This window comes from Leifsonia sp. 10N434 (assembly GCF_056394405.1).
This window is the reverse complement of the sequence record NZ_JBFTHV010000006.1, coordinates 214,378-234,886: the sequence shown is the minus strand read 5'-3', so window position 1 is coordinate 234,886 and position 20,509 is coordinate 214,378. Positions and strand designations below refer to the sequence as shown.

Below are 20,509 nucleotides of genomic sequence, written 5' to 3'. Positions count from 1 at the left end.
ACGCGTGACAGCGACCTGATGGTGGAGATGGGGGGAATTGAACCCCCGTCCACTGCTGTGGTCATATGCCTTCTACGGGTGTAGCCAGTACAAGCGTTCTACTCGGCTCCGGAATTTGCCACTGGCACCTAAACCGACGAGCCCAGTCTCAGTTGAAGTCCCTCTGCGCCCTCAGACGAAACGCAGAAGCAATCTCTCTAAATTACGCCAGGATCCGGGTAGAGAGCATTCCCGGTCTGACGGTCTCTATAAGTTGCGAAGGAACTTACGCCGCGAGGGCGAAGTCAGCCTTGGCAGAGACAGTGCTGTTTGAATTGGCACTTATAGTTTGCAGACATCGTTTACGAGATAAGCCTGCATCCTCGACCCGCTTCTCACACTCTCGCAGACAATGTCGAAACCGATCATCCCCATGCGTGGCCGGTGAGGCCTGGTCGCTGTCACGCGCTGTTGAGTTGTTGCAGATACATACTCGCCCCGATGGGCGAGCTACTCAGTGTATAACAACCGGCACCGCTGTTCTATGCCACGATCGAACAATGGCCGAGACGATCATCACCGTGCAGGGCGAATACGAGCTCCACCATCCCGCGGAGCGTGGAACCGTGGGGCTCTCGATCTCCTACCAGGGCGACGCGCGGGATGAGGTCCTCGCGCTCACGACGCAGCGTCACGTCTCGCTCACCGACGAGCTGCGGGACCTCCATCATCCTCAGTCCGGACCGGTCACGTGGTGGGCGTCGGACCAGCTGCGGGTCTGGGGAGACCGCCCCTGGAACCAGGACGGCCTGCAGCTGCCGATCGTCTACCACGCCGAGGTCGGCATCGAGGTGAAGTTCAGCGATCTGGCCGCGTTGTCGGACTGGGTCGGGGTCGTCTCCCTTCTCGACGGGGTCAGCGTCTCCGGCGTGAGCTGGGACCTCACGGAGGCACGACGGCAGACCCTCGTGCAGGAAGCCAGGCGCCGAGCCGTCGAGAATGCCGTCGCCAAGGCGACCGTCTACGCCACCAGCCTCGGACTCGGCACCCTCAAACCACTCGCACTGAGTGATCCAGGGATGCTCGGCGACACGTCATCGCCCGCGCACCCCATCGAGCCGATGTTTGCGCGCGTCGGCTCGGCGGACTTCCACGGCGGCACGCTCGCGCTGAAGCCGGAAGACATCACCATCGCCGTGCAGGTGCACGCGCGCTTCGCGGCATCCTGAACGTCGTCAGGGCTTGGTGCCCGGCCGAAGCGGTGGTCGCATGGCCGATTCGTCTCCCGCCAGCACACGCGTCGCGGTGATGGTGTCCCCGCTCGGGTGACCCACGATCGTGACCGCGTCGCCCACGGCGAAGTCCGACCGCGTCGATGAGCCGGAGACGCCGAACTGCGTCGACGAGGTGATGCCGACCATGACCGTGCCCTCGCGCTGGGTCTCTACGGTCCAGGTGGAGCCCGAGATCTTCTGGATGGAGCCCTGGATGACCACCCGGCGCCCGGTCTGCGGAACGGGGTTGTCCGGGTCGGACTTCCCGGGCGCACCACCCTGCGAGCCATCGCCCTGCGAGCCGCCCTGCGACCCGTTGCCCTGTGATCCGTCGCCCTGAGGGAGCAGTCGCGAGATCGAGTGCGAGTGAGCGACTCGGGCGACGACGGAGGTCACAGCGAATACGCCGACCGCCATTGTTCCCACGAGCACGATGAACGCGAGCACAGCGGTCGCGATGGCGAAGGCGAGTCCGTAGCGTCGATAGAAGGGCTCGGGCGCGGCGGGCGTCGCAGGCCCCGCTGGTCGTGCTGCCGGCGGTGGCGGAGGTGCAGGCTGTGGCGGACGGTGCTCATCCATGCCTCAATGGAACCACCGCCCACCACGCAACGGGCTGGGAATGTCTTATGTGTGTCTGGGAGCGAGCCGCTACGCGGGGTCGACGAGAACCGCACGCAGCTTCGCCAGCTCCAGTTCGTCGAGGCCGGCAGCGAGCAGGTACTCGCGCACTCCCCCGTGCCGGCGCACGATGCGGTCGATCACGGCTTCCATCGCCTCGGGAGGACTGCCGCCCATGATGACCCGGAGGTCGGGCGTGACCTCGACGCCGTGGCTGGCGACCAGTGTCAGCATCCGTTCGAGCCAGTCGCCGGCCAGGTAGCCCTGGGTCTGCGCGTAGTCGTCCACCACGGTCTCGCGGTCGACGCCGACGGCGAGCAGAGCGAGGGCGACCACGATGCCGGTGCGGTCCTTGCCCGCCGTGCAGTGCACGACGACGCCCTCGTCCGCGGTGTCCGCGATCTCCCGCAGCGCCGAGACCACCACGTCCGTGTGCTGGAAGACGATCTTGTCGTAGAGGTCGTCGAGGGTCGCTCCGATCGTCGACTGCGACGCACCGGATCCTTCGAACACGGGCAGACGCAGCACCTCGACGTCGAGTCCATCGAGGTCGTCGGGCATCGCCTCGGTCTCGAAGTCGTCGCGCAGGTCGATGACGACCTTGACGCCCAGCTCGCGCAGTTCGGCCTTTCCGGCGTCGCCGAGGCTGTGCAGTCCGTCCGAGCGGAACAGCTTGCCCGAGCGCGTAATACCGCCGTCGACGGGATAACCACCGACATCGCGGAAGTTGAACGTACCGGGGACGGGGATGCGGGCGGCGGCTGGGCTCATGCTCTCAGTCTGGTTCACTCGCCGAGGTGGCTGCGACTCGACATCGCGCGATCCGCCTCGCGCTTGTCCTGACGCTCGCGCAGTGCCTGGCGCTTGTCGTACTCGCGCTTACCCTTCGCGACGGCGATCTCGACCTTGGCCCGGCCGTCGCTGAAGTAGATCTGCAGCGGGACGATCGTGTACCCGCCCTCTTTCACCTTGTTGTGGATCTTGAGGATCTGAGCCTTGTGCAGCAGGAGCTTGCGCTTGCGCCGCGGAGCGTGGTTGTTCCAGGTCCCGTCGGCGTATTCGGGGATGTGCACCGCGTCGAGCCAGGCCTCCCCGCCGTCGACGAACGCGTAGCCGTCGACGAGGGACGCGCGACCGGCCCGCAGCGACTTCACCTCGGTCCCCGTCAAGACCAGACCGGCCTCGTAGGTGTCTTCGATGGTGTAGTCGTGGCGGGCTCTACGATTGGTGGCCACCACCTTCTGGCCACGTTCCCTGGGCACAGCTCACTCCTGACGCGTTCGATCGGATGCCGCCCGGCACGCGCCGGGCAGCCGTCCACTCTAACCCGAACTAGACCTTCAAATACCGGGAGATGGCGAAGTTGGCCGAAATCGCGGCAAGCACGATGCCGACGAGCAGCAGGATCGGGGCGACGACGAACAACGCATCGGAGTCGCCGACGAAGTTGATCGACTTGATCTGATCGGCGAGGTAGCCGCGCACGAAGACGTGCACGATCGCCCATACCGCGACGGCCGCGAGAATCGACCCGATCAGTGCCGCGAACACGCCCTCCAGGATGAACGGCGTCTGGATGAACCTGTTCGACGCGCCGACCAGCCGCATGATACCCAGCTCCCGTCTTCGCGAGAACGCCGACAATCGGATGGTCGTGGCGATCAACAGCGCCGCGGCCACCAGCATCAACGCGGCGATGCCGATCGCGGTGAGGCTCGCGGCACCCAGTATCGAGAAGATCTGGTCGAGGTAACTGCGCTGGTCGACGACGCTCTGCACGCCGTCGGCGCCGGAGAGCGTCTCGGTCAGCACGGCCGATTGGCTCGGATCCTTGAGGTTGATCCAGAACGCCTGCGGGATCATCTGCGGCGTCACGAACTCCGCGATCTGGTTGCCCTTGAACTGCTGCTTGAACTGTTCGTAGCCCTGCTTCTGGTCCTGGAAGTAGAACTTCTGGATGTACGGGGCGAGCTCCGGCGACTGGAGCTGCTTCTTCACCGCGGCGATCGACTGGTCGGTCGCGGCACCCCCGGGGCAGCCGTCGGTGTCGAGGCACATGTAGACCGCGACCTGGGCGCGGTCGTACCAGTAGGTCTTCATCTGGCCGATCTGCATCTGCAGCAGCACAGCGGTGCCGACGAAGGTCAGCGAGATGAAGGTGACGAGGATGACCGAGATCACCATCGAGACGTTGCGTCGCAGGCCATTCGCGGCCTCCGACCAGATCAGGCCGAATCTCATTTGGTCGGCCCCACATTCTGCTCGCCGCGTTCGGTGTCATCGCGGAGGCCGCGGAGGTCGAGATTGGCGGTGAAGTTCAGGTGATCGGGCAGCTGCTCGCCGTTCGAGGGTGCGGGCGGCACGGTCGCCGGCTGCTCAGGCACAGGCTGGGGCGCTGCTGTCTGCGGCGCCGCCGGCTGCTGGTAGATCGGCTGCTGCGCTGCGGCGGGAACGTCCTGATCGTTCCAGCCCGGCGCCGTCACGGGGGCCGTGTACACGGGAGCCGGCGCGGTGACCGGCGTCTGCGGGTTGGAGGTCGGAACCTGAGGACGCCCCATCGGTGCGGCCTGCTGCGGCGCGTACGCGAGCTGACCGACCGGCGCGCCCACGGCATCCGGCTCATCGGGCACGATCGCGGACGCGGTCGGGATGGCGGCCGTGAAGCCGTATCCGCCGTGGCGCTCGTCGCGCACGATCTGGCCGTTGACGAGCTCGATCACGCGGCGCTTCATCTGGTCGACGATCGCGGCCTCGTGGGTGGCCATCAGCACCGTGGTGCCGCCGGCGTTGATGCGCTCGAGCACGGCCATGATGCCGGCACTCGTCGCGGGATCGAGGTTTCCTGTCGGCTCGTCGGCGAGAAGCACCTGGGGCTTGTTGACGACGGCGCGGGCAATGGCGACACGCTGCTGCTCTCCACCGGAGAGCTCGTGCGGGAGCCGCTGCGCCTTCCCGTCGAGGCCGACCATCTTCAGCACATCCGGAACGGCCTCCTGGATGAAGCCACGGGACTTTCCGATCACCTGAAGCGTGAAGGCGACGTTCTGGAACACCGTCTTGTTCGGGAGCAGGCGGAAGTCCTGGAAGACCACGCCGATGTTGCGGCGGAAGTAGGGGACCTTGCGGCTCGAGATCGTGCCCAGGTCTTGGCCGAGCACGTGGATCTTGCCCTTGGTCGGTTTCTCCTCTTTGAGGATCAGCCGCAGGCAGCTCGATTTGCCCGAGCCGGACGCGCCGACGAGGAAGACGAACTCTCCGCGCAGCACTTCGAGATTGATGGCGTTGAGTGCGGGGCGCTGTGTGCCCGCGTACTGCTTGGATACGTGTTCGAACCGGATCATGACTTCTAGAGACTAAGCAACACCGGCGCGATCCGCAGCAGCGACATGCCAGGGCGGCCCAAGCCTGATAGGCCTCCGAGTGAACGCCGGATGGTCGCTATCCATGCCGGACGAACTCTGCGCGACCCGCCCGTCGGACTACGCGTCGGCCTTCGCGCCCGCGCGCCACCGGATGCCGGCGGCGATGAAGCCGTCGAGGTCGCCGTCGAACACGTTGCTGGGGTTGTTGACCTCGTAGTCGGTGCGGAGGTCCTTGACCATCTGGTACGGAGCGAGAACGTAGCTGCGCATCTGGTCGCCCCAGCTGGCGGTGATGTTGCCGGCCAGCTCCTTCTTGGCCGCTGCCTCCTGCTCGCGCTGCAGCAGGAGCAGACGGCTCTGCAGCACGCGCATCGCGGCGGCACGGTTCTGGATCTGGCTCTTCTCGTTCTGCATCGAGACCACCGTGCCGGTCGGCAGGTGGGTGATGCGAACGGCGGAGTCGGTGGTATTGACCGACTGCCCACCGGGGCCGGACGAACGGAACACATCCACGCGGATGTCGTTCTCGGGGATCTCGATCGACTCGGTCTCCTCGATGAGCGGGATGACCTCGACGGCGGCGAACGATGTCTGACGCTTACCGGCCGAGTTGAACGGGCTCATGCGGACGAGCCGGTGCGTGCCGGCCTCGACGCTCAGCGTGCCATACGCGTACGGCGTGTCGACCTCGAAGGTCGCTGACTTGATGCCGGCCTCTTCCGCGTAGCTCGTGTCCATGACCTGCACGGGGTACTTGTGGTGCTCGGCCCAGCGCAGATACATGCGCAGGAGCATGTCGGCGAAGTCGGACGCATCGACGCCGCCCGCACCGGCGCGGATGGTCACCACGGCGGGCCGCGGGTCGTACTCCCCGCTGAGGAGGGTCTGGACCTCGAGCTCGCCGAGGGTCTTCTGCAGAGCCTCCAGCTCGGTGCGCGCCTCGGCGGCGGTCTCCTCGTCGCCCTCGCCGTCGTTCGCCATCTCGATGAGCACCTCGAGGTCGTCGAGGCGCTGCTGGATCGAGTTGATGCGGGCGAGCTCGGACTGCCGGTGGCTGAGCGCGCTCGTCACCTTCTGGGCACGCTCGGTGTCGTCCCAGAGGTCGGGCACGCCCGCCTGCTCACTGAGGTCGGCGATCTCGGCGGTCAGCGCGTCGACGTCGACCACCGATCGGATGTCCGAGAAGGTTGAGCGCAAGTCGGCGATCTGCTGCGAAAGGTCCAGTTCCATCATGTCGCCGTCCAGCCTACCGGTGCGGGCTGCGCGTGCACCCAGCGGGAACCGACCGGGAGACGGGCAGTTGTAGTGTGTTAACGAGATGACTTCCGACCAGCGCCCCTTCAGTTTCCGGTCGGTCGCACTCGCGGCGTTCCTCCCCACCCTGCTCTTCTCGATCGGCGAGGGCGCCATCATCCCGATCATCCCGATCGCGGCCGGCAACCTGGGAGCGAGTCTCGCCATCGCCGGACTGATCTCGTCGATGGTGATGCTGGGCGAACTGGTCGGCGACATCCCGAGCGGGTGGGTCGTCTCGCGCATCGGCGAGCGCACGTCGATGATCTACGCGGCTGCGCTCGCGATCCTCGGCGTCGTCGTCTGCCTCATCGCACCGAACTACTGGGTGCTGATGGGCGGCATCTTCGTCGTGGGTCTCGCCACCGCCGTCTTCGCCCTGGCCCGGCACGCCTTCATGACGTCGTACGTTCCCGCGCGCTACCGGGCGCGGGCGCTCTCGACCCTCGGCGGTATCTTCCGCGCCGGATGGTTCATCGGGCCGCTGATCTCCTCCCTCGTCATCGCGCTCACGGGGTCGACGCAGTCGGTGTTCTGGATCTTCATCATCAGCTGCCTCGGGTCTGTCATCGTTCTGATCGCCCTGCCCGACCCCGAGAAGATGTTCGGGCCGTCGCCCACGGTCGTCGAGCACGGCGAGCAGTTCACGGAGGGCGAAGAGGAGGCGGACGAGCGCACGCGCGGACTGTTCCGCACCATCTGGTCGTTCCGGGCCGTGCTCGCCAGGATGGGTACCGGGGTCGCGCTGATCGGAGCCATCCGCTCCGCACGCACCGTTCTGATGCCGCTGTGGGCCGTGAGCATCGGGCTGAGCGAATCGAACACCGCCCTCATCATCGGCATCGCCGGCGCCGTCGACTTCGCCCTGTTCTACGCCAGCGGCCAGATCATGGACCGCTGGGGCCGCATGTGGAGCGCCATCCCGTCGATGCTCGGGCTCTCGGCCGGCTTCATCACCCTCGCCTTCACCCACGACCTGGATGCGCGGGTCGCCTGGTACATCGGCGTCTCGCTCTTCCTGTCGGTCGCGAACGGCATCGGCTCCGGCATCATCATGACGCTGGGAGCCGACCTCGCGCCGAAGGACGCACCGGCGCCGTTCCTCGGCGCCTGGCGGTTCGCCGGCGACGCGGGGCAGGCTGCCGCCCCTCTGCTCGTCTCGCTGCTCACCGCCGTGGCCTCGATCGCGGTCGCCAGCGGGGTCATCGGCGTCCTCGGGCTGGTCGGCGCAGGACTGCTCGCCCGTTACATCCCCCGCTTCGTCCCCCGCCGGCCGCGTCCCGCCTGACCCTGGCGCGTGCGTCCGGCCCCTCGTTACCCTGGGGCTGGAATATGCGGCGGCGCGGCCCGGTTGAGGTGCATGCAAACGCATACAACTAGACGGGATTGCGACCATGGCGAAACTCGAACTCGGCATCGACACCTTCGGTGACGTCACCAACGGACCGGACGGGCAGCCGCTGACGTACGGCCAGGTGCTGCGCAACGTCGTCGAGGAGGGTGTGCTCGCCGATCAGGTCGGGCTCGACTTCATCGGCATCGGCGAGCACCACCGCGCCGACTTCGCCGTGTCGGCCCCCGAGGTCGTCCTGGGCGCCATCGCCGGCCGCACCGAGAACATCCACCTCGGCACCGCCGTGACCGTGCTGAGTTCGGACGACCCCGTGCGCGTGTTCGAGCGGTTCGCGACCCTCGACGGCGTCTCCGGCGGTCGCGCCGAGGTGATCCTCGGGCGCGGCTCGTTCATCGAGTCCTTCCCGCTGTTCGGTCTCGACCTGACCCAGTACGAGGAGCTCTTCGAGGAGAAGCTCAACCTCTTCGCCGAGCTCCGCAAGGAGGAGCCGGTCACCTGGAGCGGCGCGCTGCGTGCCTCGCTGGAGAACCAGTCCGTGTACCCCAAGCTCGACAACGGTCCGCTGAAGACCTGGATCGGCGTGGGAGGCAGCCCCGAATCGGTCGTCCGTGCCGCGCACTACGGCCTTCCGCTCATGCTCGCGATCATCGGTGGCGGACCGATGCGGTTCCAGCCCCTCGCGGAGCTCTACCGTCGCGCGCTCGAGCAGTTCGAGCAGCCGACCGACCTCCCCATCGGGGTCCACTCCCCCGGATTCATCGCGGCGACCGACGAGGAGGCCAAGGAGATCCTGTGGCCGCACTACGAGGCGATGACGAACCGGATCGGCCGCGAGCGCGGCTGGCCGCCGGCGACCCGCGCGCGGTTCGAGCACGAGGCCGGCGAGGACGGCGCACTGGTCGTCGGATCCCCGGAGACGGTCGCTCAGAAGATCGCGTACGCCGCGAAGGGGCTGGGTCTCGAACGGTTCGACCTCAAGATCAGCAACGGGACGCTCGGCCACGACCACCTCATGCGGGCGATCGAGCTCTACGGCACCGAGGTGGCGCCGCGGGTGCATGAGCTATTGTCGTAGCCGCGCATAGCGCGACCGCGGGAGTGGTGAAATTGGCAGACACGCAGGATTTAGGTTCCTGTGCTTTCGAGCGTGAGGGTTCAAGTCCCTTCTCCCGCACTCCATTCGTTGAGGGGCGGCAAATGCGCCTAAACACGCCGGATGTCGATGTGTTCGCCACCCTTCGACGACGTTCGGGGGCCCGTCAGACCACGGGATGATCTTTCGGGCGGCGCACAGGATTCGCACCGATTCCGCAGGTCGGCGCGGCTAAACTCTGAGCATCCGTCGACCCATCCGCTCTGGAGAATTTTGATCCATCACGCTGCACTCATCCCGTGGCTCGATCCGCACACCATCATCACCGGTGCCGGACCCTGGGCCCTCGTCGTAGTCTGCGCGATCGTCTTCGCCGAGACCGGCCTGCTCGTCGGCTTCCTGCTCCCCGGCGACACGCTGCTCGTGATCTCCGGCCTGCTGACCAACACGGTGCTCGTGTTCGGACTCGACATCTGGTGGGTCGCCCTCGCGATCGCGTTCGCGGCGTTCCTCGGCGGCGAGGCCGGCTATCTCATCGGCCACAAGCTCGGCCCGCGCGTATTCGAACGCAAAGAGACCGGTCTGTTCAGCATGGAGAACGTGCGGCGCACCAACAAGTTCTTCGATCGCTTCGGCGCCCTCGCCGTCATCCTCGCCCGCTTCGTGCCGATCGTGCGCACCTTCGCGCCGGTCGCCGCCGGGGTCGGGCACATGAACTACAAGAAGTACTCGCTGTACAACGCGGCCGGTGCGCTCCTGTGGGGCGCTGGCCTGACCTACTTCGGCTTCCTCATCGGGTACATCCCGCCGGTGGCCGACTTCGTGCAGAAGTACATCGACGTCATCCTGCTCGGCGCCGTCGTGATAACGCTCGTGCCGACGCTGTACCACTACATCCAGACCAGCCGGAAGGCGAAGAAGAACGCCGCCGCCCGCGCCGAGGCCGACCACGTCCCCACCGACGACGAGGTCTCCCTCGACCCGGGCATCTTCCAGAAGAAGCAGTCCGAGAGCTGAGACGGGTCGGCGCCGCGCGGTCAGCGGTGCAGTTCGTCCTCGTGCGCGGCGTGCTCCGCCGGCTCGAGCTGGAAGGTCGAGTGCTCGACGTCGAAGTGGGCCGACAGGCATCCCGACAGCTCGTCGAGCAGCTCGCCGGTCTTCCCGGAGCGGAACACCTGCGGCTCCACGACCACGTGCGCCGTGAACACCGGAGCGCCGGACGTGATGGCCCAGACGTGCACGTCGTGCACCGCGACGACGCCCTTCGTGCCGCAGATGTGGTCACGGATCTCGGCGACGTCGGTGTCGGCGGGAGCGGACTCGCTGAGCACCCGCACCACATCGCGCAGCAGTGAGAAGGCGCGCGGCACGATGAGCGCCGCGATCAGCAGCGATGCGATCGCATCCGCTGCCACGAAACCGGTGAGCATGATCACGACGGCCGCCACGATGACCGCTACCGACCCCACCAGGTCGCCGAGGACCTCCAGGTAGGCGCCCCGCATGTTGATCGATCCGGATGCTGCGGGACGCAGCACGAGCAGTGCCACCGCGTTCGCGACGAGCCCGATGATCGCGACGATCAGCATCGGCGTGCTCTGAACGTGCACATCGCCGCCACCGACGAGCCTGCCGATCGCGCCGACGGTGACGCTGACGGCCACCACGACGAGGATCACGCCGTTGATGAGCGCACCGAAAACCTCCGCGCGCTGGTAGCCGAAGGTCTGACGATCGCTGGGCGGCCGGGCGGCGACGATCGTCGCCATGAGTGCCACGATGAGGCCCGTGACGTCGCTCAGCATGTGACCAGCGTCTGCGAGCAGGGCCAGCGAGCCGCTGAGCAGCGACCCGGCCACCTGCACGACGAAGACCGCCCCGACGATCCCGATCGCGATCAGGAGACGACGGCGGTTCGCGTGGTGCGCGTGGCTGTGGTCGTGACTCATTACTTCAACGGTAAGCAGTGCCGGTGCGGCGCGCCAGAGCGCGCGCCTAGATAGGAATGAGTGCCGTTCTCATCAGCCTTCCGCGACCAGCGCGCGCAGGGCGGGGACGACGGCTGCGAACGCTCGGGCACGGTGGCTCTCGGCGTTCTTCACGGCGGGGCCGAGCTCGGCTGCGGTCGCGTCGTAGCCGTCGGGGATGAAGATCGGATCGTAGCCGTGACCATGCTCGCCACGGGCCTCCGGCGCGATCCGCCCGGGCCAGAGACCCTCGACGATCGTCTCATCGCCCTCCGGGGTCACCAGCGCCAGAGTCGCCGTGAAGTGCGCGGCTCGCGACTCCTCCGGCAGATCGGCGAGCTGGTCGAGCAGCAACCGCAGGTTGGCTTCGGCGTCGCCGTGTCTGCCCGCCCAGCGCGCCGAGAAGATCCCCGGTGCGCCGCCCATCGCATCCACGCAGATGCCCGAGTCGTCGGCAAGCGCCGGCAGCGACGTGTGGGCGGCCGCGGTTCGAGCCTTGATGAGCGCGTTCGCGGCGAACGTCACACCGTCTTCGACCGGCTCCGGACCGTCGTACGCGACGATCTCCAGCCCCGGCACGGCATCCCCGAGGATCTGCTGGAACTCGGCCGCCTTGTGCCGGTTGTGCGTGGCCAGGACGACCTGCACGGTCAGCGCCCCTCCGCGAGCACCGAGGTCTGGATGCCCGCGAGCGTCTCGGCGCCGCCGAGCGCGAGGTCGAGCAACGAGTCGAGCTCGCGACGGTCGAACGGTGCGCCCTCGGCGGTCCCCTGCACCTCGACGAACCGGCCGCGGCCGGTGACGACAACGTTCATGTCGGTCTCCGCCCGCACGTCCTCGACGTACGCGAGGTCGAGCATGGGCGTGCCGTCGATGATGCCGACCGAGACGGCCGACACGGAGTCGATCAGCGGCGTCGCGCGCTGACCGATGAAGCGGTGCTCGCGACCCCACTCGAGCGCGTCCGCCAGGGCGACGTATGCGCCGGTGATCGCCGCGGTGCGCGTGCCGCCGTCCGCCTGCAGAACGTCGCAGTCCAGCACGAGGGTGTTCTCGCCGAGCGCCTTCATGTCGACGACGGCCCGGAGGCTCCTGCCGATGAGGCGGCTGATCTCGTGCGTGCGGCCGCCGATCTTCCCCTTGACCGATTCGCGGTCCATCCGGTCGTTGGTGGAACGCGGGAGCATGGCGTACTCGGCGGTGACCCAGCCCTTGCCCTTGCCCGCCATCCAGCGCGGAACGCCGTTGGTGAAGGAGGCGGTGCAGAGCACCCGGGTGTTGCCGAAGGAGACGAGGGCGGATCCTTCTGCCTGCTTGCTCCAGCCGCGCTCGATGGTGACCGGGCGGAGCTGGTCGGGGGTGCGCCCGTCGGCGCGGGTGATGTCGGTCACGGGATCTCCTTGGTGGGGGTCTGCGGTGGGCTGTCGTGGGGTCTGCTGGCTGTGGTGGGGTCTGCTCGGCTGTCCGGATGGTGCGGCGAGCGGGGTCAGAGTCGCGGCAGCTCGATGACACCGGTCTGGACGAGGTCGACACGCGACACCTCCGGACCGATGAAGCGGTGAGCGAGCCGGAGGAAGTCATCGGCGTCGATGCCGGTCGCCTCGTACCGGATGCTCGGGGGCGCCGTGACCGTGCGCTCGAGCCCCTGCCCGACCAGTGTGCGGTACACATCCTTAGCGGTCTCGGTGTCGCTGGAGACGAGCGTGACGCCCTCCCCCATCACGTACGAGATGGCGCCCTTCAGGAACGGATAGTGCGTGCATCCGAGCACGAGGGTGTCGACGTCGGCGTCGCGAAGCGGCCTCAGGTACTCGGCGGTCACCCGCAGCACCTCGTCTCCGCTGGTCACCCCGGCCTCGACGAACTCGACGAAGCGCGGGCAGGCCTGCGTGAACAGTTCGAGCGACGGCGCGGCGGCGAACGCGTCTTCGTACGCGCGGGAGTTGATGGTTCCAAGCGTGCCGATCACGCCCACCCGGTTGGTGCGAGTTGCCGCCACCGCGCGACGCACCGCGGGCTGGATGACCTCGATCACCGGCACCGAGTAGCGCTCGCGCGCGTCGCGGAGCATCGCCGACGACGCGGTGTTGCAGGCGATGACGAGCATCTTGACGCCCTGATCGACCAGGAAGTCGAGCACCTCGAGGGAGTAGCGGCGCACGTCCGCGATCGGCTTCGGACCGTAGGGAGAGTGCGCCGTGTCGCCGACGTAGAGGATGGACTCGTTGGGGAGCTGGTCGCGGATGGCGCGTGCGACGGTGAGTCCGCCGACACCCGAGTCGAAGATTCCAATCGGTGCATCGGTCACAAGAAGACACCATACAACGCCGCGCTGAGCCCCGTCCGCCGGGCTAGGCTGAGCGGGTGACCGGCTCATCAGCGCTCTTGACCGACCGTTACGAACTCACGATGCTCGATGCCGCGCTCCTGGCCGGCACGCACGATAGAGAGTGCGTCTTCGAGGCATTCACGCGACGCCTGCCCACCGGCCGCCGCTACGGCATCCTGGCCGGGACGGGGCGCCTGCTCGATCTCGTGCAGCGGTTCCGCTTCGAAGAACCGGAACTCGAGTGGCTGCGCAGCAACCACGTCGTGCGGGATGCGACGCTCGACTGGCTCGCGGACTACCGCTTCAGCGGCACCATCAGCGGCTATCGCGAGGGTGAGGTCTTCTTCCCCGGCTCGCCCTTCCTCGTCGTCGACGCCCCCTTCGCCGAAGGGGTCATCCTGGAGACGCTGATCCTCAGCGTGTTCAACTACGACTCCGCGGTCGCCAGCGCGGCCGCCCGCATGGTCACCGCCGCCGTCGGCCGCCCCCTGGCTGAGATGGGCTCGCGCCGCGCCAACGAGGGCGCCGCCGTCGCTGCAGCCCGCGCCGCCTTCATCGCCGGCTTCAGCGCGACCTCCAACCTCGAGGCCGGACGCACCTGGGGCGTGCCGACGATGGGAACCGCGGCGCACGCGTTCACGCTGCTGCACGACTCGGAAGAGGACGCGTTCCGAGCCCAGGTCGACGCACTCGGCCCGGGAACGACGCTGCTCGTCGACACCTTCGACGTGGAGCACGCCATCGACCTCGCCGTGAAGGTGGCGGGCCCGCAGCTCGGCGCCGTGCGGCTGGACTCCGGCGACCTGCCGAACCTCGTTCGCACCGTGCGCGCGCAGCTCGACGGGCTCGGCGCGACGAACACGAGGATCACCGTCACCAACGATCTCGACGAGTTCACCATCGCGGCACTGCAGGCGTCGCCGGTCGACTCCTACGGGGTCGGCACGTCCGTCGTGACCGGGTCCGGGTTCCCGGCGTCCGGCATGGTCTACAAGCTGGTCGCCCACCGCAGCCACAACGGCGACGGCGAGTGGATCCCCGTGGCGAAGAAGTCCGAGGGCAAGGCGAGCATCGCTGGTCGCAAGCATCCGGTACGGCGGCTGAACCCGTCGGGGACGGCGATCGCCGAGGCGATCCACATCGTCGAAAACGGAGCGGCTCCCGACGACAACGGACGCTCGCTCCTGGTGCCGTTGATGACGGACGGCGAGGCGCATCCGGAGTTCTTGGGCGCGGCCGGAACCATCGCTGCCCGTTCGCACCGCGAAGCTGCGATGCGGGAGCTGCCCGATCAGGCCTTCCGGCTGGGACGCGGGGATCCCGTGCTTCCGACGATCTACGTCTAGCGGTCGACGATCTACTGCGCGTGCGCGTTACTCGTCGCGCAGCTTCGCGTAGATCTCCTTGCACGTCGGGCAGACCGGGAACTTCTCCGGGTCGCGGCCCGGCGTCCACATCTTTCCGCAGAGCGCCTTGACCGGCTTGCCGGTCATCGCCGACTCGAGGATCTGCTCCTTCTTCACGTAGTGCGAGAAGCGCTCATGGTCGCCCGGGTCGACGTTCTGGTTCTGGAGCAGCTCCTCGAGCTCGCGGTCGAGCGTTGCCGTTCCGCCGCCGTCGGGGATGCCACCGGGTTCGGAGATGCTTGCGTCGTACATGCCGTCCAGTCTAAATCGCTTGGCGCGGTCCGACGCTCGGCGCCTTCGACCGCCCGGCCGGTCGGACTGCTCGCTGCGTCAGTCGTTGCGGTTGGCGAACGCCATCAGTTCCGGTCCGCGACGGTCGAACGCCCTGGCCCCCAGATAGAGACCGCCGAAGAGACAGCCGAATCCCAGCACGATGGCGGCGACGGGCGCGATGCCGAGCCAGATCGGCGAGACGGTGAGTCCGAGCACCAGGAAGACGATGATCGGCGACGCCAGGATGATGATGGCGAAGAAGCTGATCGACTGCACCAGTGCGGCGGACGCGCCCGAGGTCTGCGGCTGGGTGAACGGGCTGTCCCCCGGCTTGGTCGCCGGATACGGGAACACCACGGATCCGACGCTGGAGAGTCCGAGCCCGATGAGCAGGATGGCCCCGCTCAGCGCGCCGACCGCCGGTAGCACCGCCCAGTCGCCGAAGACGGCAGTGGTGATGAGCGAGCCGATCACGACCACCGGGATGCCGACCAGGATCGGCGGGAAGATGCGGCCGACCCGGTCGGCGATCCCGCGCGTGCCCGAGACGATGTGCAGCCAGATCGCCGTGTTGTCATAGGCGATGTCGTTGTGGATCGTCCAGCCCAGGAACAGGCAGATCATCGGCAGCGGCACGAGCGATGCGTAATGGGCCGGGATGCCGCCGAGCGTGAGTGCCACGATGATGAGGATCGGCACGGCGGGGATCATGACGATCGCGATCCAGTACCGGGGATCGCGCCCCCAGTAGGTCATCGACCGGGCGGCGATCGCCGCGGTCGGGCCACCGCGGAGCCGCCCGAACCAGCCGAGCCCCACATAGGCCTTCACGTTCGCTTCGCGGGCGGGCGTCACCAGCATCTTCGCCACCAGCGCGGTCCAGGCGAGCCAGAGGAGACCGACGGTGGCGACGGCGATCACGAGCTTGAGCAGTGCTGCTCCCCACGCCCCTGCTGCTCCATCGCCGGGGATCGACCAGGCAGCGCCGAGCGGCGTCCAGCCGAGCCACGCCGAGAAACCGGAGACGACACCGAGACCGTCACGGCCCCAGTCGACAGTGAGCAGGAGGAACACCACGGGCGACACCAGCACGATGATCAGGATGCCGATCACGCCGCCGAACTCCCGCGAGCGACGCGTCGCGAGCGCGAAGGAGGCGAGCGATGTGGACACGCGTGACGCGAGCACGCAGGTCAGGATGATGAGCACCGCCGAGATCAGCGCCATGATCGTGGTCGCCGGGTCCCGTGACCAGGTGATGACGGTGCCGAGCGAGCAGATCGTGAGCACCAGCGACGGCACGCCGATGAGCGCGGAGAGCAGCAGGCCGGTCGACAGCTGCCTGTTCGGCATGCCGAACAGGGAGAACCGGCGGGGATCGAGGGTGTCGTCCACGCCGAAGATCAAGGGGAGCACGGCGAAGCCGAGCACGACGATCGACCCGATGACGACGAGCACCGCCTGCACGGAGGCGACGTCGGGAACGAGACGCGCCCCGATCAGCACACCGACCACGATCACCGTGATCAGGAGGCCGTAGAGCAGCCCGAACACCAGACCGAACACCTGCCAGGGGCTCCGCCGGAAGGCGTTGCCCATCAGCCTCAGCTTCAGTCCGAGAAACTGTGCAACCACTCCATGCCTTCCGCAGCCTTGCGCCCACCCGCGAGCTCGACGAAGCGTTCTTCCAGCGTCTGCTCGCCGCGCACCTCGTCGATCGTGCCCGACGCGAGCACCTGACCGCGCACGATGATCGCGACGCTGTCGCAGACGCGCTGGATGAGGTCCATTCCGTGACTCGAGAGCAGCACCGTGCCTCCGGCCGCGACATAGCGCTGGAGGATGTCGATGACATTCGCTGCCGAGACCGGGTCGACCGATTCGAACGGCTCGTCGAGGACCAGCAGACGGGGCGAATGGATCATGGCGGCCGCGAGCGCGATCTTCTTGGTCATGCCGGCCGAGTAGTCGGCGACCAGGCGGTTGAGGGCGTCTTCGATGCCGAAGGCCTTGGCCAGATCGGCGGAACGGGACCGGACGGTGTTCGCGTTCAGGCCGCGCAGCGTGCCCGCGTAGTGGAGCAGCTGTGCGCCGGTGAGCCGGTCGAACAGCCGCAGTTTGTCAGGGAGCACGCCGATGGTGCGTTTCGCCTTCACCGGATCCGCCCACGCGTCGACCCCGTGGACGACGACGCGGCCGGCGTCAGGGCGCAAGAGGCCGGTGACCATCGACAACGTCGTGGTCTTGCCGGCGCCGTTCGGGCCGACGATGCCGTAGAACGAGCCCTCGCGAACCTCGAGCGAGACGCCGTCGACGGCGATGGTGTCACCGAAGCGCTTGTGCAGGCCGGTGATCGACAGCACGCTCGGCGCGATCGGTTCCGCTGCCCGCGCCGGGGCGGGCTCGGGGACATCCGGCTGCTCGGTCACCTCGACGGCGACCTCGGGAACGACCGCCGGCGGTGTGACCACCGTGTCCACCTTTTCGATCGTCTCGACGGTCTCGACCACGATCGCCGTGTCGGCGGCGGGTGCGATGGTGTCGACCTCCGGCGCCACGACCTCGGCCGCTGTCTTCGCCTTCGGGCTCGATGTGCGCGCGCCGGCCCCACGGGCACCGGATGATCCAGCAGACTTCGTGCGCGGGCTGCGTGCCGGCGTCGTGCGCGTCGTCGATCCGGCAGCCGCGGCCGCCGTCTTCGCCGGGCCCGAGGCCGGTCGTCGTGTCGACGTGCGTGCCGGCGCGGCCGGGCGCACCCCTTCGTCGTCGCCCGTCTCTGGCGCCATTCCGTCCCCCGATCGATCCCCCACCGCTGCGTTCTTCGAGCGCGTCGGGCGGGGCTTCGACGCCGGCTTGACGGCCGCCGTCTGCGCCGCCGCGGCACCTTCGCTCGCCTCCGCGCCCGCCACCTGGTCGGGCTCGGGGCTGTCGGAAGGCACGCGCTCGGAACTCACCCCGCTAACGTACCAAGCCCTCCTCGGCTTGGCACACCCGGCAGGCAATCTGTGGAAACCGGAGCCTAGGAAAGTCCTGTGAGGAAAATAACGACCCCGCAACGACCTGCGTCAACCCCTGCCCCTCGAAAGGGTGCGCCGGTACTCTGGTGGAGGCATGAAGGGGTGTCGATACGCGTAAGTGCGGGTGAACCCTGGGTGAACCACTTCCAGATCCGGTGAATCGATGGTGATGACTCCATCGAATCACGTCCGCACGGAACTCAAGGAGACAATTGTGACGACCCAGGTAGTGATTCTGGCCGCCGGCATGGGCAGCCGCCTCGGACGCAGCCTTCCCAAGCCGCTGACCGAGCTCAGCGACGGCCGCACGATCATGCAGCAGCAGTTCGACAACATCCACGCCGCCTTCGGCAAAGACGCCAAGGTGACCATCGTCGTCGGCTACAAGCTGGAGCACATCATCGAGGCCTTCCCCGACGCCTCCTTCGTCTACAACGAGCAGTACGACCAGACCAACACCTCGAAGAGCCTGATGCGCGCCCTGCAGGCGTCCGGCAACGGCGGCGTCCTGTGGATGAACGGCGACGTCGTCTTCGACCCTGCCGTTCTCGTGCGCGCGGCCGCCGCGGTCAACCGCGACCAGACCTTCGTCACCGTCAACACGTCGTCGGTGGCCGACGAAGAGGTCAAGTACACGACCGGTCCCGAGGGCTTCATCCACGAGCTGTCGAAGACGGTCAAGGGCGGCCTCGGCGAGGCGGTCGGCATCAACTACGTCTCCAGCACGCACAAGGCGGCGCTCCTGCGCCAGCTCCAGCGTGTGGCCGATCAGGACTACTTCGAGCGCGGCATCGAGCTTGCCATCGAGCAGGACAAGATGCTCGTCGAGCCGATCGACATCTCCGACCTGTACGCGGTCGAGGTCGACTTCGCGGAGGACCTCGAGCGGGCCAATCTTTTCGTATAGTCGTACAGGCTGCGTGACGAGCATGCAGCCACGATCAATACGATGGGTTCTGTGACCAGTACATTCAGCGCGGTGCGCCCTGCGCAGCGGACCCGTTTCGCGCGCTATCGCCACTCCCTCTGGTTGCTGACGGCGCGCGATCTGCGCGTGCGGTACTCCACGAGTGCGCTGGGTTACCTCTGGTCGATCCTCGATCCCCTGGTGATGAGCGGGATCTACTGGTTCGTGTTCACGCAGGTCTTCAAGCGGGACGTGGGCGAGAACCCGTACATCGTCTTCCTGCTCGCCGCCCTGCTGCCATGGATGTGGTTCAACGGCGCCGTCTCCGACAGCACCCGCGCGTTCCTGCGCGAGTCAAAGCTGATCCGGTCGACGATGATCCCCCGTTCGATCTGGGTCAACAGGATCGTCGCGTCCAAGGGCATCGAGTTCCTGCTCGCGCTTCCCGTGCTCGCCGTCTTCGCGATCTTCAGCGGCGCTCGCGTCAACATCGACATCCTGCTCTTTCCGCTGGCGATCGTCATCCAGACGGTGCTGACCGTCGGCGTCGGCCTCATCGTCGCGCCGCTCGTGGTCTTTTTCCGCGACCTCGAGCGCGCCATCAAGCTCTTCCTGCGCTTCCTCTTCTACGCGTCGCCGATCATCTACAGCGCGCGCGACCTCCCGGCCGCGATGCACGGATGGGCGGCGTTCAACCCCCTGACCGGCATCTTCAGCCTCTATCGGTCGGCCTTCTTCCCGCAGGAGCTCAACTGGTACCTGGTGGCCGTGAGCGCGACCATGTCGGTCGTCCTCCTTCTGATTGGCTGTCTGGTGTTCAAGCGCTTCGAGCGCGACGTCTTGAAGGAGATCTAGGTGGCGCCCGTCATCGCCGTGACCGGACTCGGAGTGCGCTTCCGGCGCAATCGTGGTGGCCGTCGCTCGTTCAAAGACCTCTTCTCGAACCGCCAGCGGCGCATGCGACCCGATGACTTCTGGGCCCTGCGCCAGGTCACCTTCGACGTGCAGCCCGGCGAGTCCATCGGCGTCGTCGGCCGCAACGGTCAGGGCAAGTCGACCCTGCTCAAACTCGTCGCCGGTGTGATGCTCCCCGACGAGGGAAGCGTACGCGTCGCCGACGGCGTCGCTCCGCTGATCGAGATCACCGGCGGCTTCGTCGACGACCTGACCGTGCGCGACAACGTCTATCTCACGGCGGGCCTGCACGGGATGTCGCGGTCGCAGATCGACGAACGGTTCGGCAGCATCATCGACTTCGCCGAGATCGGCGACTTCGTCGACACCCCGTACAAGCACCTCTCCTCCGGCATGAAGGTGCGCATCGCGTTCTCCGTCATCTCCCAGCTCGAAGAGCCCATCATCCTCGTCGACGAGGTACTCGCAGTCGGTGACCGCGGGTTCCGGGAGAAGTGCTACCGCCGCATCGAGGAACTCCTGGAGGGCGGCCGCACGCTGTTCTTCGTTTCGCACAACGAGCGCGACCTGCGCCGGTTCTGCACCAGGGGGCTGTACCTGGACAAGGGCGGCCTCGTGCTCGACGGCCCCATCGACGACGTTCTCGAGCTGTACAACCGCGACTACGGATCCTGAGCCCGGATCGGCTTCGCGTCCTCCACAGACGACGGATCTTCGAGGTT

The 20,509-nt window shown here is 67.3% G+C and carries 21 protein-coding genes, 1 tRNA gene and 1 other RNA gene; 9 read left to right on the top strand and 14 right to left on the bottom strand.

Features of this window, described 5'->3' with window-relative positions:
- Positions 1-19: 19 nt before the first annotated feature.
- Positions 20-412, bottom strand: a transfer-messenger RNA (tmRNA) gene (ssrA, locus tag AC1DB1_RS16150).
- 127 nt (positions 413-539) lie between these two features.
- On the opposite strand from ssrA, the gene AC1DB1_RS16145 reads away from it, so the two are divergent.
- Entirely contained in the window at positions 540-1,208 is a 669-nt protein-coding gene (locus AC1DB1_RS16145; RefSeq protein WP_477201528.1) for an SIMPL domain-containing protein, read from the top strand.
- Positions 1,209-1,214: 6 nt separating this feature from the next.
- On the opposite strand, the gene AC1DB1_RS16140 is transcribed toward AC1DB1_RS16145, so the two are convergent.
- The 6 genes from AC1DB1_RS16140 to prfB all read right to left on the bottom strand — a co-directional run bounded on the left by AC1DB1_RS16140 (position 1,215) and on the right by prfB (position 6,466).
- Complete coding sequence (locus AC1DB1_RS16140) at positions 1,215-1,832, bottom strand: DUF5666 domain-containing protein (protein ID WP_477201527.1); 618 nt, start codon at positions 1,830-1,832, stop codon at positions 1,215-1,217.
- A 69-nt stretch (positions 1,833-1,901) separates the two neighbouring features.
- On the bottom strand, positions 1,902-2,642 hold the full coding sequence (locus AC1DB1_RS16135) for a tyrosine-protein phosphatase (protein WP_271178224.1): 741 nt from the start codon (positions 2,640-2,642) through the stop codon (positions 1,902-1,904).
- Positions 2,643-2,656: 14 nt separating this feature from the next.
- On the bottom strand, positions 2,657-3,133 hold the full coding sequence (gene smpB / locus AC1DB1_RS16130; protein WP_271178223.1) for an SsrA-binding protein SmpB: 477 nt from the start codon (positions 3,131-3,133) through the stop codon (positions 2,657-2,659).
- 70 nt (positions 3,134-3,203) lie between these two features.
- Positions 3,204-4,112, bottom strand: coding sequence for a permease-like cell division protein FtsX (gene ftsX / locus AC1DB1_RS16125; protein ID WP_477201526.1), 909 nt, complete (start codon positions 4,110-4,112; stop codon positions 3,204-3,206).
- Positions 4,109-5,212 carry a cell division ATP-binding protein FtsE gene (gene ftsE / locus AC1DB1_RS16120; RefSeq protein ID WP_477201525.1) on the bottom strand — a complete coding sequence of 368 codons (1,104 nt, stop codon included), beginning with the start codon at positions 5,210-5,212 and terminating at the stop codon, positions 4,109-4,111. Before ftsE ends, ftsX begins: the two co-directional genes overlap by 4 nt.
- Before the next feature lie 138 nt (positions 5,213-5,350).
- Positions 5,351-6,466: a peptide chain release factor 2 gene (gene prfB / locus AC1DB1_RS16115; protein WP_271178220.1), complete on the bottom strand. Its 1,116-nt coding sequence runs from the start codon at positions 6,464-6,466 to the stop codon at positions 5,351-5,353.
- 85 nt (positions 6,467-6,551) lie between these two features.
- On the opposite strand from prfB, the gene AC1DB1_RS16110 reads away from it, so the two are divergent.
- The 4 genes from AC1DB1_RS16110 (at position 6,552) to AC1DB1_RS16095 (ending at position 9,990) form a co-directional block, all read left to right on the top strand.
- Positions 6,552-7,814, top strand: a complete 1,263-nt coding sequence (locus AC1DB1_RS16110) for an MFS transporter (RefSeq protein ID WP_477201524.1) — start codon at positions 6,552-6,554, stop codon at positions 7,812-7,814.
- A gap of 106 nt (positions 7,815-7,920) precedes the next feature.
- Positions 7,921-8,955, top strand: coding sequence for an LLM class flavin-dependent oxidoreductase (locus tag AC1DB1_RS16105; RefSeq protein WP_477201523.1), 1,035 nt, complete (start codon positions 7,921-7,923; stop codon positions 8,953-8,955).
- A gap of 17 nt (positions 8,956-8,972) precedes the next feature.
- Positions 8,973-9,054: transfer RNA gene (locus AC1DB1_RS16100), tRNA-Leu, on the top strand.
- A 192-nt stretch (positions 9,055-9,246) separates the two neighbouring features.
- Entirely contained in the window at positions 9,247-9,990 is a 744-nt protein-coding gene (locus tag AC1DB1_RS16095; RefSeq protein WP_477201522.1) for a DedA family protein, read from the top strand.
- Positions 9,991-10,010: 20 nt separating this feature from the next.
- On the opposite strand, the gene AC1DB1_RS16090 is transcribed toward AC1DB1_RS16095, so the two are convergent.
- The 4 genes from AC1DB1_RS16090 to murI all read right to left on the bottom strand — a co-directional run bounded on the left by AC1DB1_RS16090 (position 10,011) and on the right by murI (position 13,248).
- Positions 10,011-10,922: a cation diffusion facilitator family transporter gene (locus AC1DB1_RS16090; RefSeq protein ID WP_477201521.1), complete on the bottom strand. Its 912-nt coding sequence runs from the start codon at positions 10,920-10,922 to the stop codon at positions 10,011-10,013.
- Positions 10,923-10,994: 72 nt separating this feature from the next.
- On the bottom strand, positions 10,995-11,594 hold the full coding sequence (rdgB, locus tag AC1DB1_RS16085; protein WP_477201558.1) for an RdgB/HAM1 family non-canonical purine NTP pyrophosphatase: 600 nt from the start codon (positions 11,592-11,594) through the stop codon (positions 10,995-10,997).
- Entirely contained in the window at positions 11,591-12,331 is a 741-nt protein-coding gene (gene rph, locus AC1DB1_RS16080; protein ID WP_477201520.1) for a ribonuclease PH, read from the bottom strand. Before rph ends, rdgB begins: the two co-directional genes overlap by 4 nt.
- A 95-nt stretch (positions 12,332-12,426) precedes the next feature.
- Positions 12,427-13,248: a glutamate racemase gene (gene murI / locus AC1DB1_RS16075; protein ID WP_477201519.1), complete on the bottom strand. Its 822-nt coding sequence runs from the start codon at positions 13,246-13,248 to the stop codon at positions 12,427-12,429.
- A 56-nt stretch (positions 13,249-13,304) separates the two neighbouring features.
- On the opposite strand from murI, the gene AC1DB1_RS16070 reads away from it, so the two are divergent.
- Complete coding sequence (locus AC1DB1_RS16070) at positions 13,305-14,615, top strand: nicotinate phosphoribosyltransferase (RefSeq protein ID WP_271178215.1); 1,311 nt, start codon at positions 13,305-13,307, stop codon at positions 14,613-14,615.
- A 27-nt stretch (positions 14,616-14,642) separates the two neighbouring features.
- On the opposite strand, the gene AC1DB1_RS16065 is transcribed toward AC1DB1_RS16070, so the two are convergent.
- The 3 genes from AC1DB1_RS16065 to AC1DB1_RS16055 form a co-directional block, all read right to left on the bottom strand.
- Entirely contained in the window at positions 14,643-14,927 is a 285-nt protein-coding gene (locus AC1DB1_RS16065) for a DUF3039 domain-containing protein (protein WP_271178214.1), read from the bottom strand.
- A gap of 78 nt (positions 14,928-15,005) precedes the next feature.
- Positions 15,006-16,583: a hypothetical protein gene (locus AC1DB1_RS16060; RefSeq protein WP_477201518.1), complete on the bottom strand. Its 1,578-nt coding sequence runs from the start codon at positions 16,581-16,583 to the stop codon at positions 15,006-15,008.
- Entirely contained in the window at positions 16,559-17,902 is a 1,344-nt protein-coding gene (locus AC1DB1_RS16055) for an ABC transporter ATP-binding protein (protein WP_477201517.1), read from the bottom strand. The genes AC1DB1_RS16060 and AC1DB1_RS16055 overlap by 25 nt, the downstream gene beginning before the upstream one ends.
- A 277-nt stretch (positions 17,903-18,179) precedes the next feature.
- Here AC1DB1_RS16055 and AC1DB1_RS16050 point away from each other — a divergent pair, with 277 nt between their 5' ends.
- The 3 genes from AC1DB1_RS16050 to AC1DB1_RS16040 are packed head-to-tail and all read left to right on the top strand — an operon-like array spanning position 18,180 to position 20,462.
- The gene (locus tag AC1DB1_RS16050) at positions 18,180-18,872 is read left to right on the top strand and encodes a phosphocholine cytidylyltransferase family protein (RefSeq protein ID WP_271178210.1); all 693 of its coding nucleotides are present in this window, start codon (positions 18,180-18,182) and stop codon (positions 18,870-18,872) included.
- A 42-nt stretch (positions 18,873-18,914) separates the two neighbouring features.
- Complete coding sequence (locus AC1DB1_RS16045) at positions 18,915-19,727, top strand: ABC transporter permease (RefSeq protein WP_477201516.1); 813 nt, start codon at positions 18,915-18,917, stop codon at positions 19,725-19,727.
- A complete protein-coding gene (locus AC1DB1_RS16040) occupies positions 19,728-20,462 on the top strand; it encodes an ABC transporter ATP-binding protein (protein WP_271178209.1) in 735 nt (244 codons plus the stop codon). It abuts the gene before it with no gap.
- Positions 20,463-20,509: the final 47 nt, after the last annotated feature.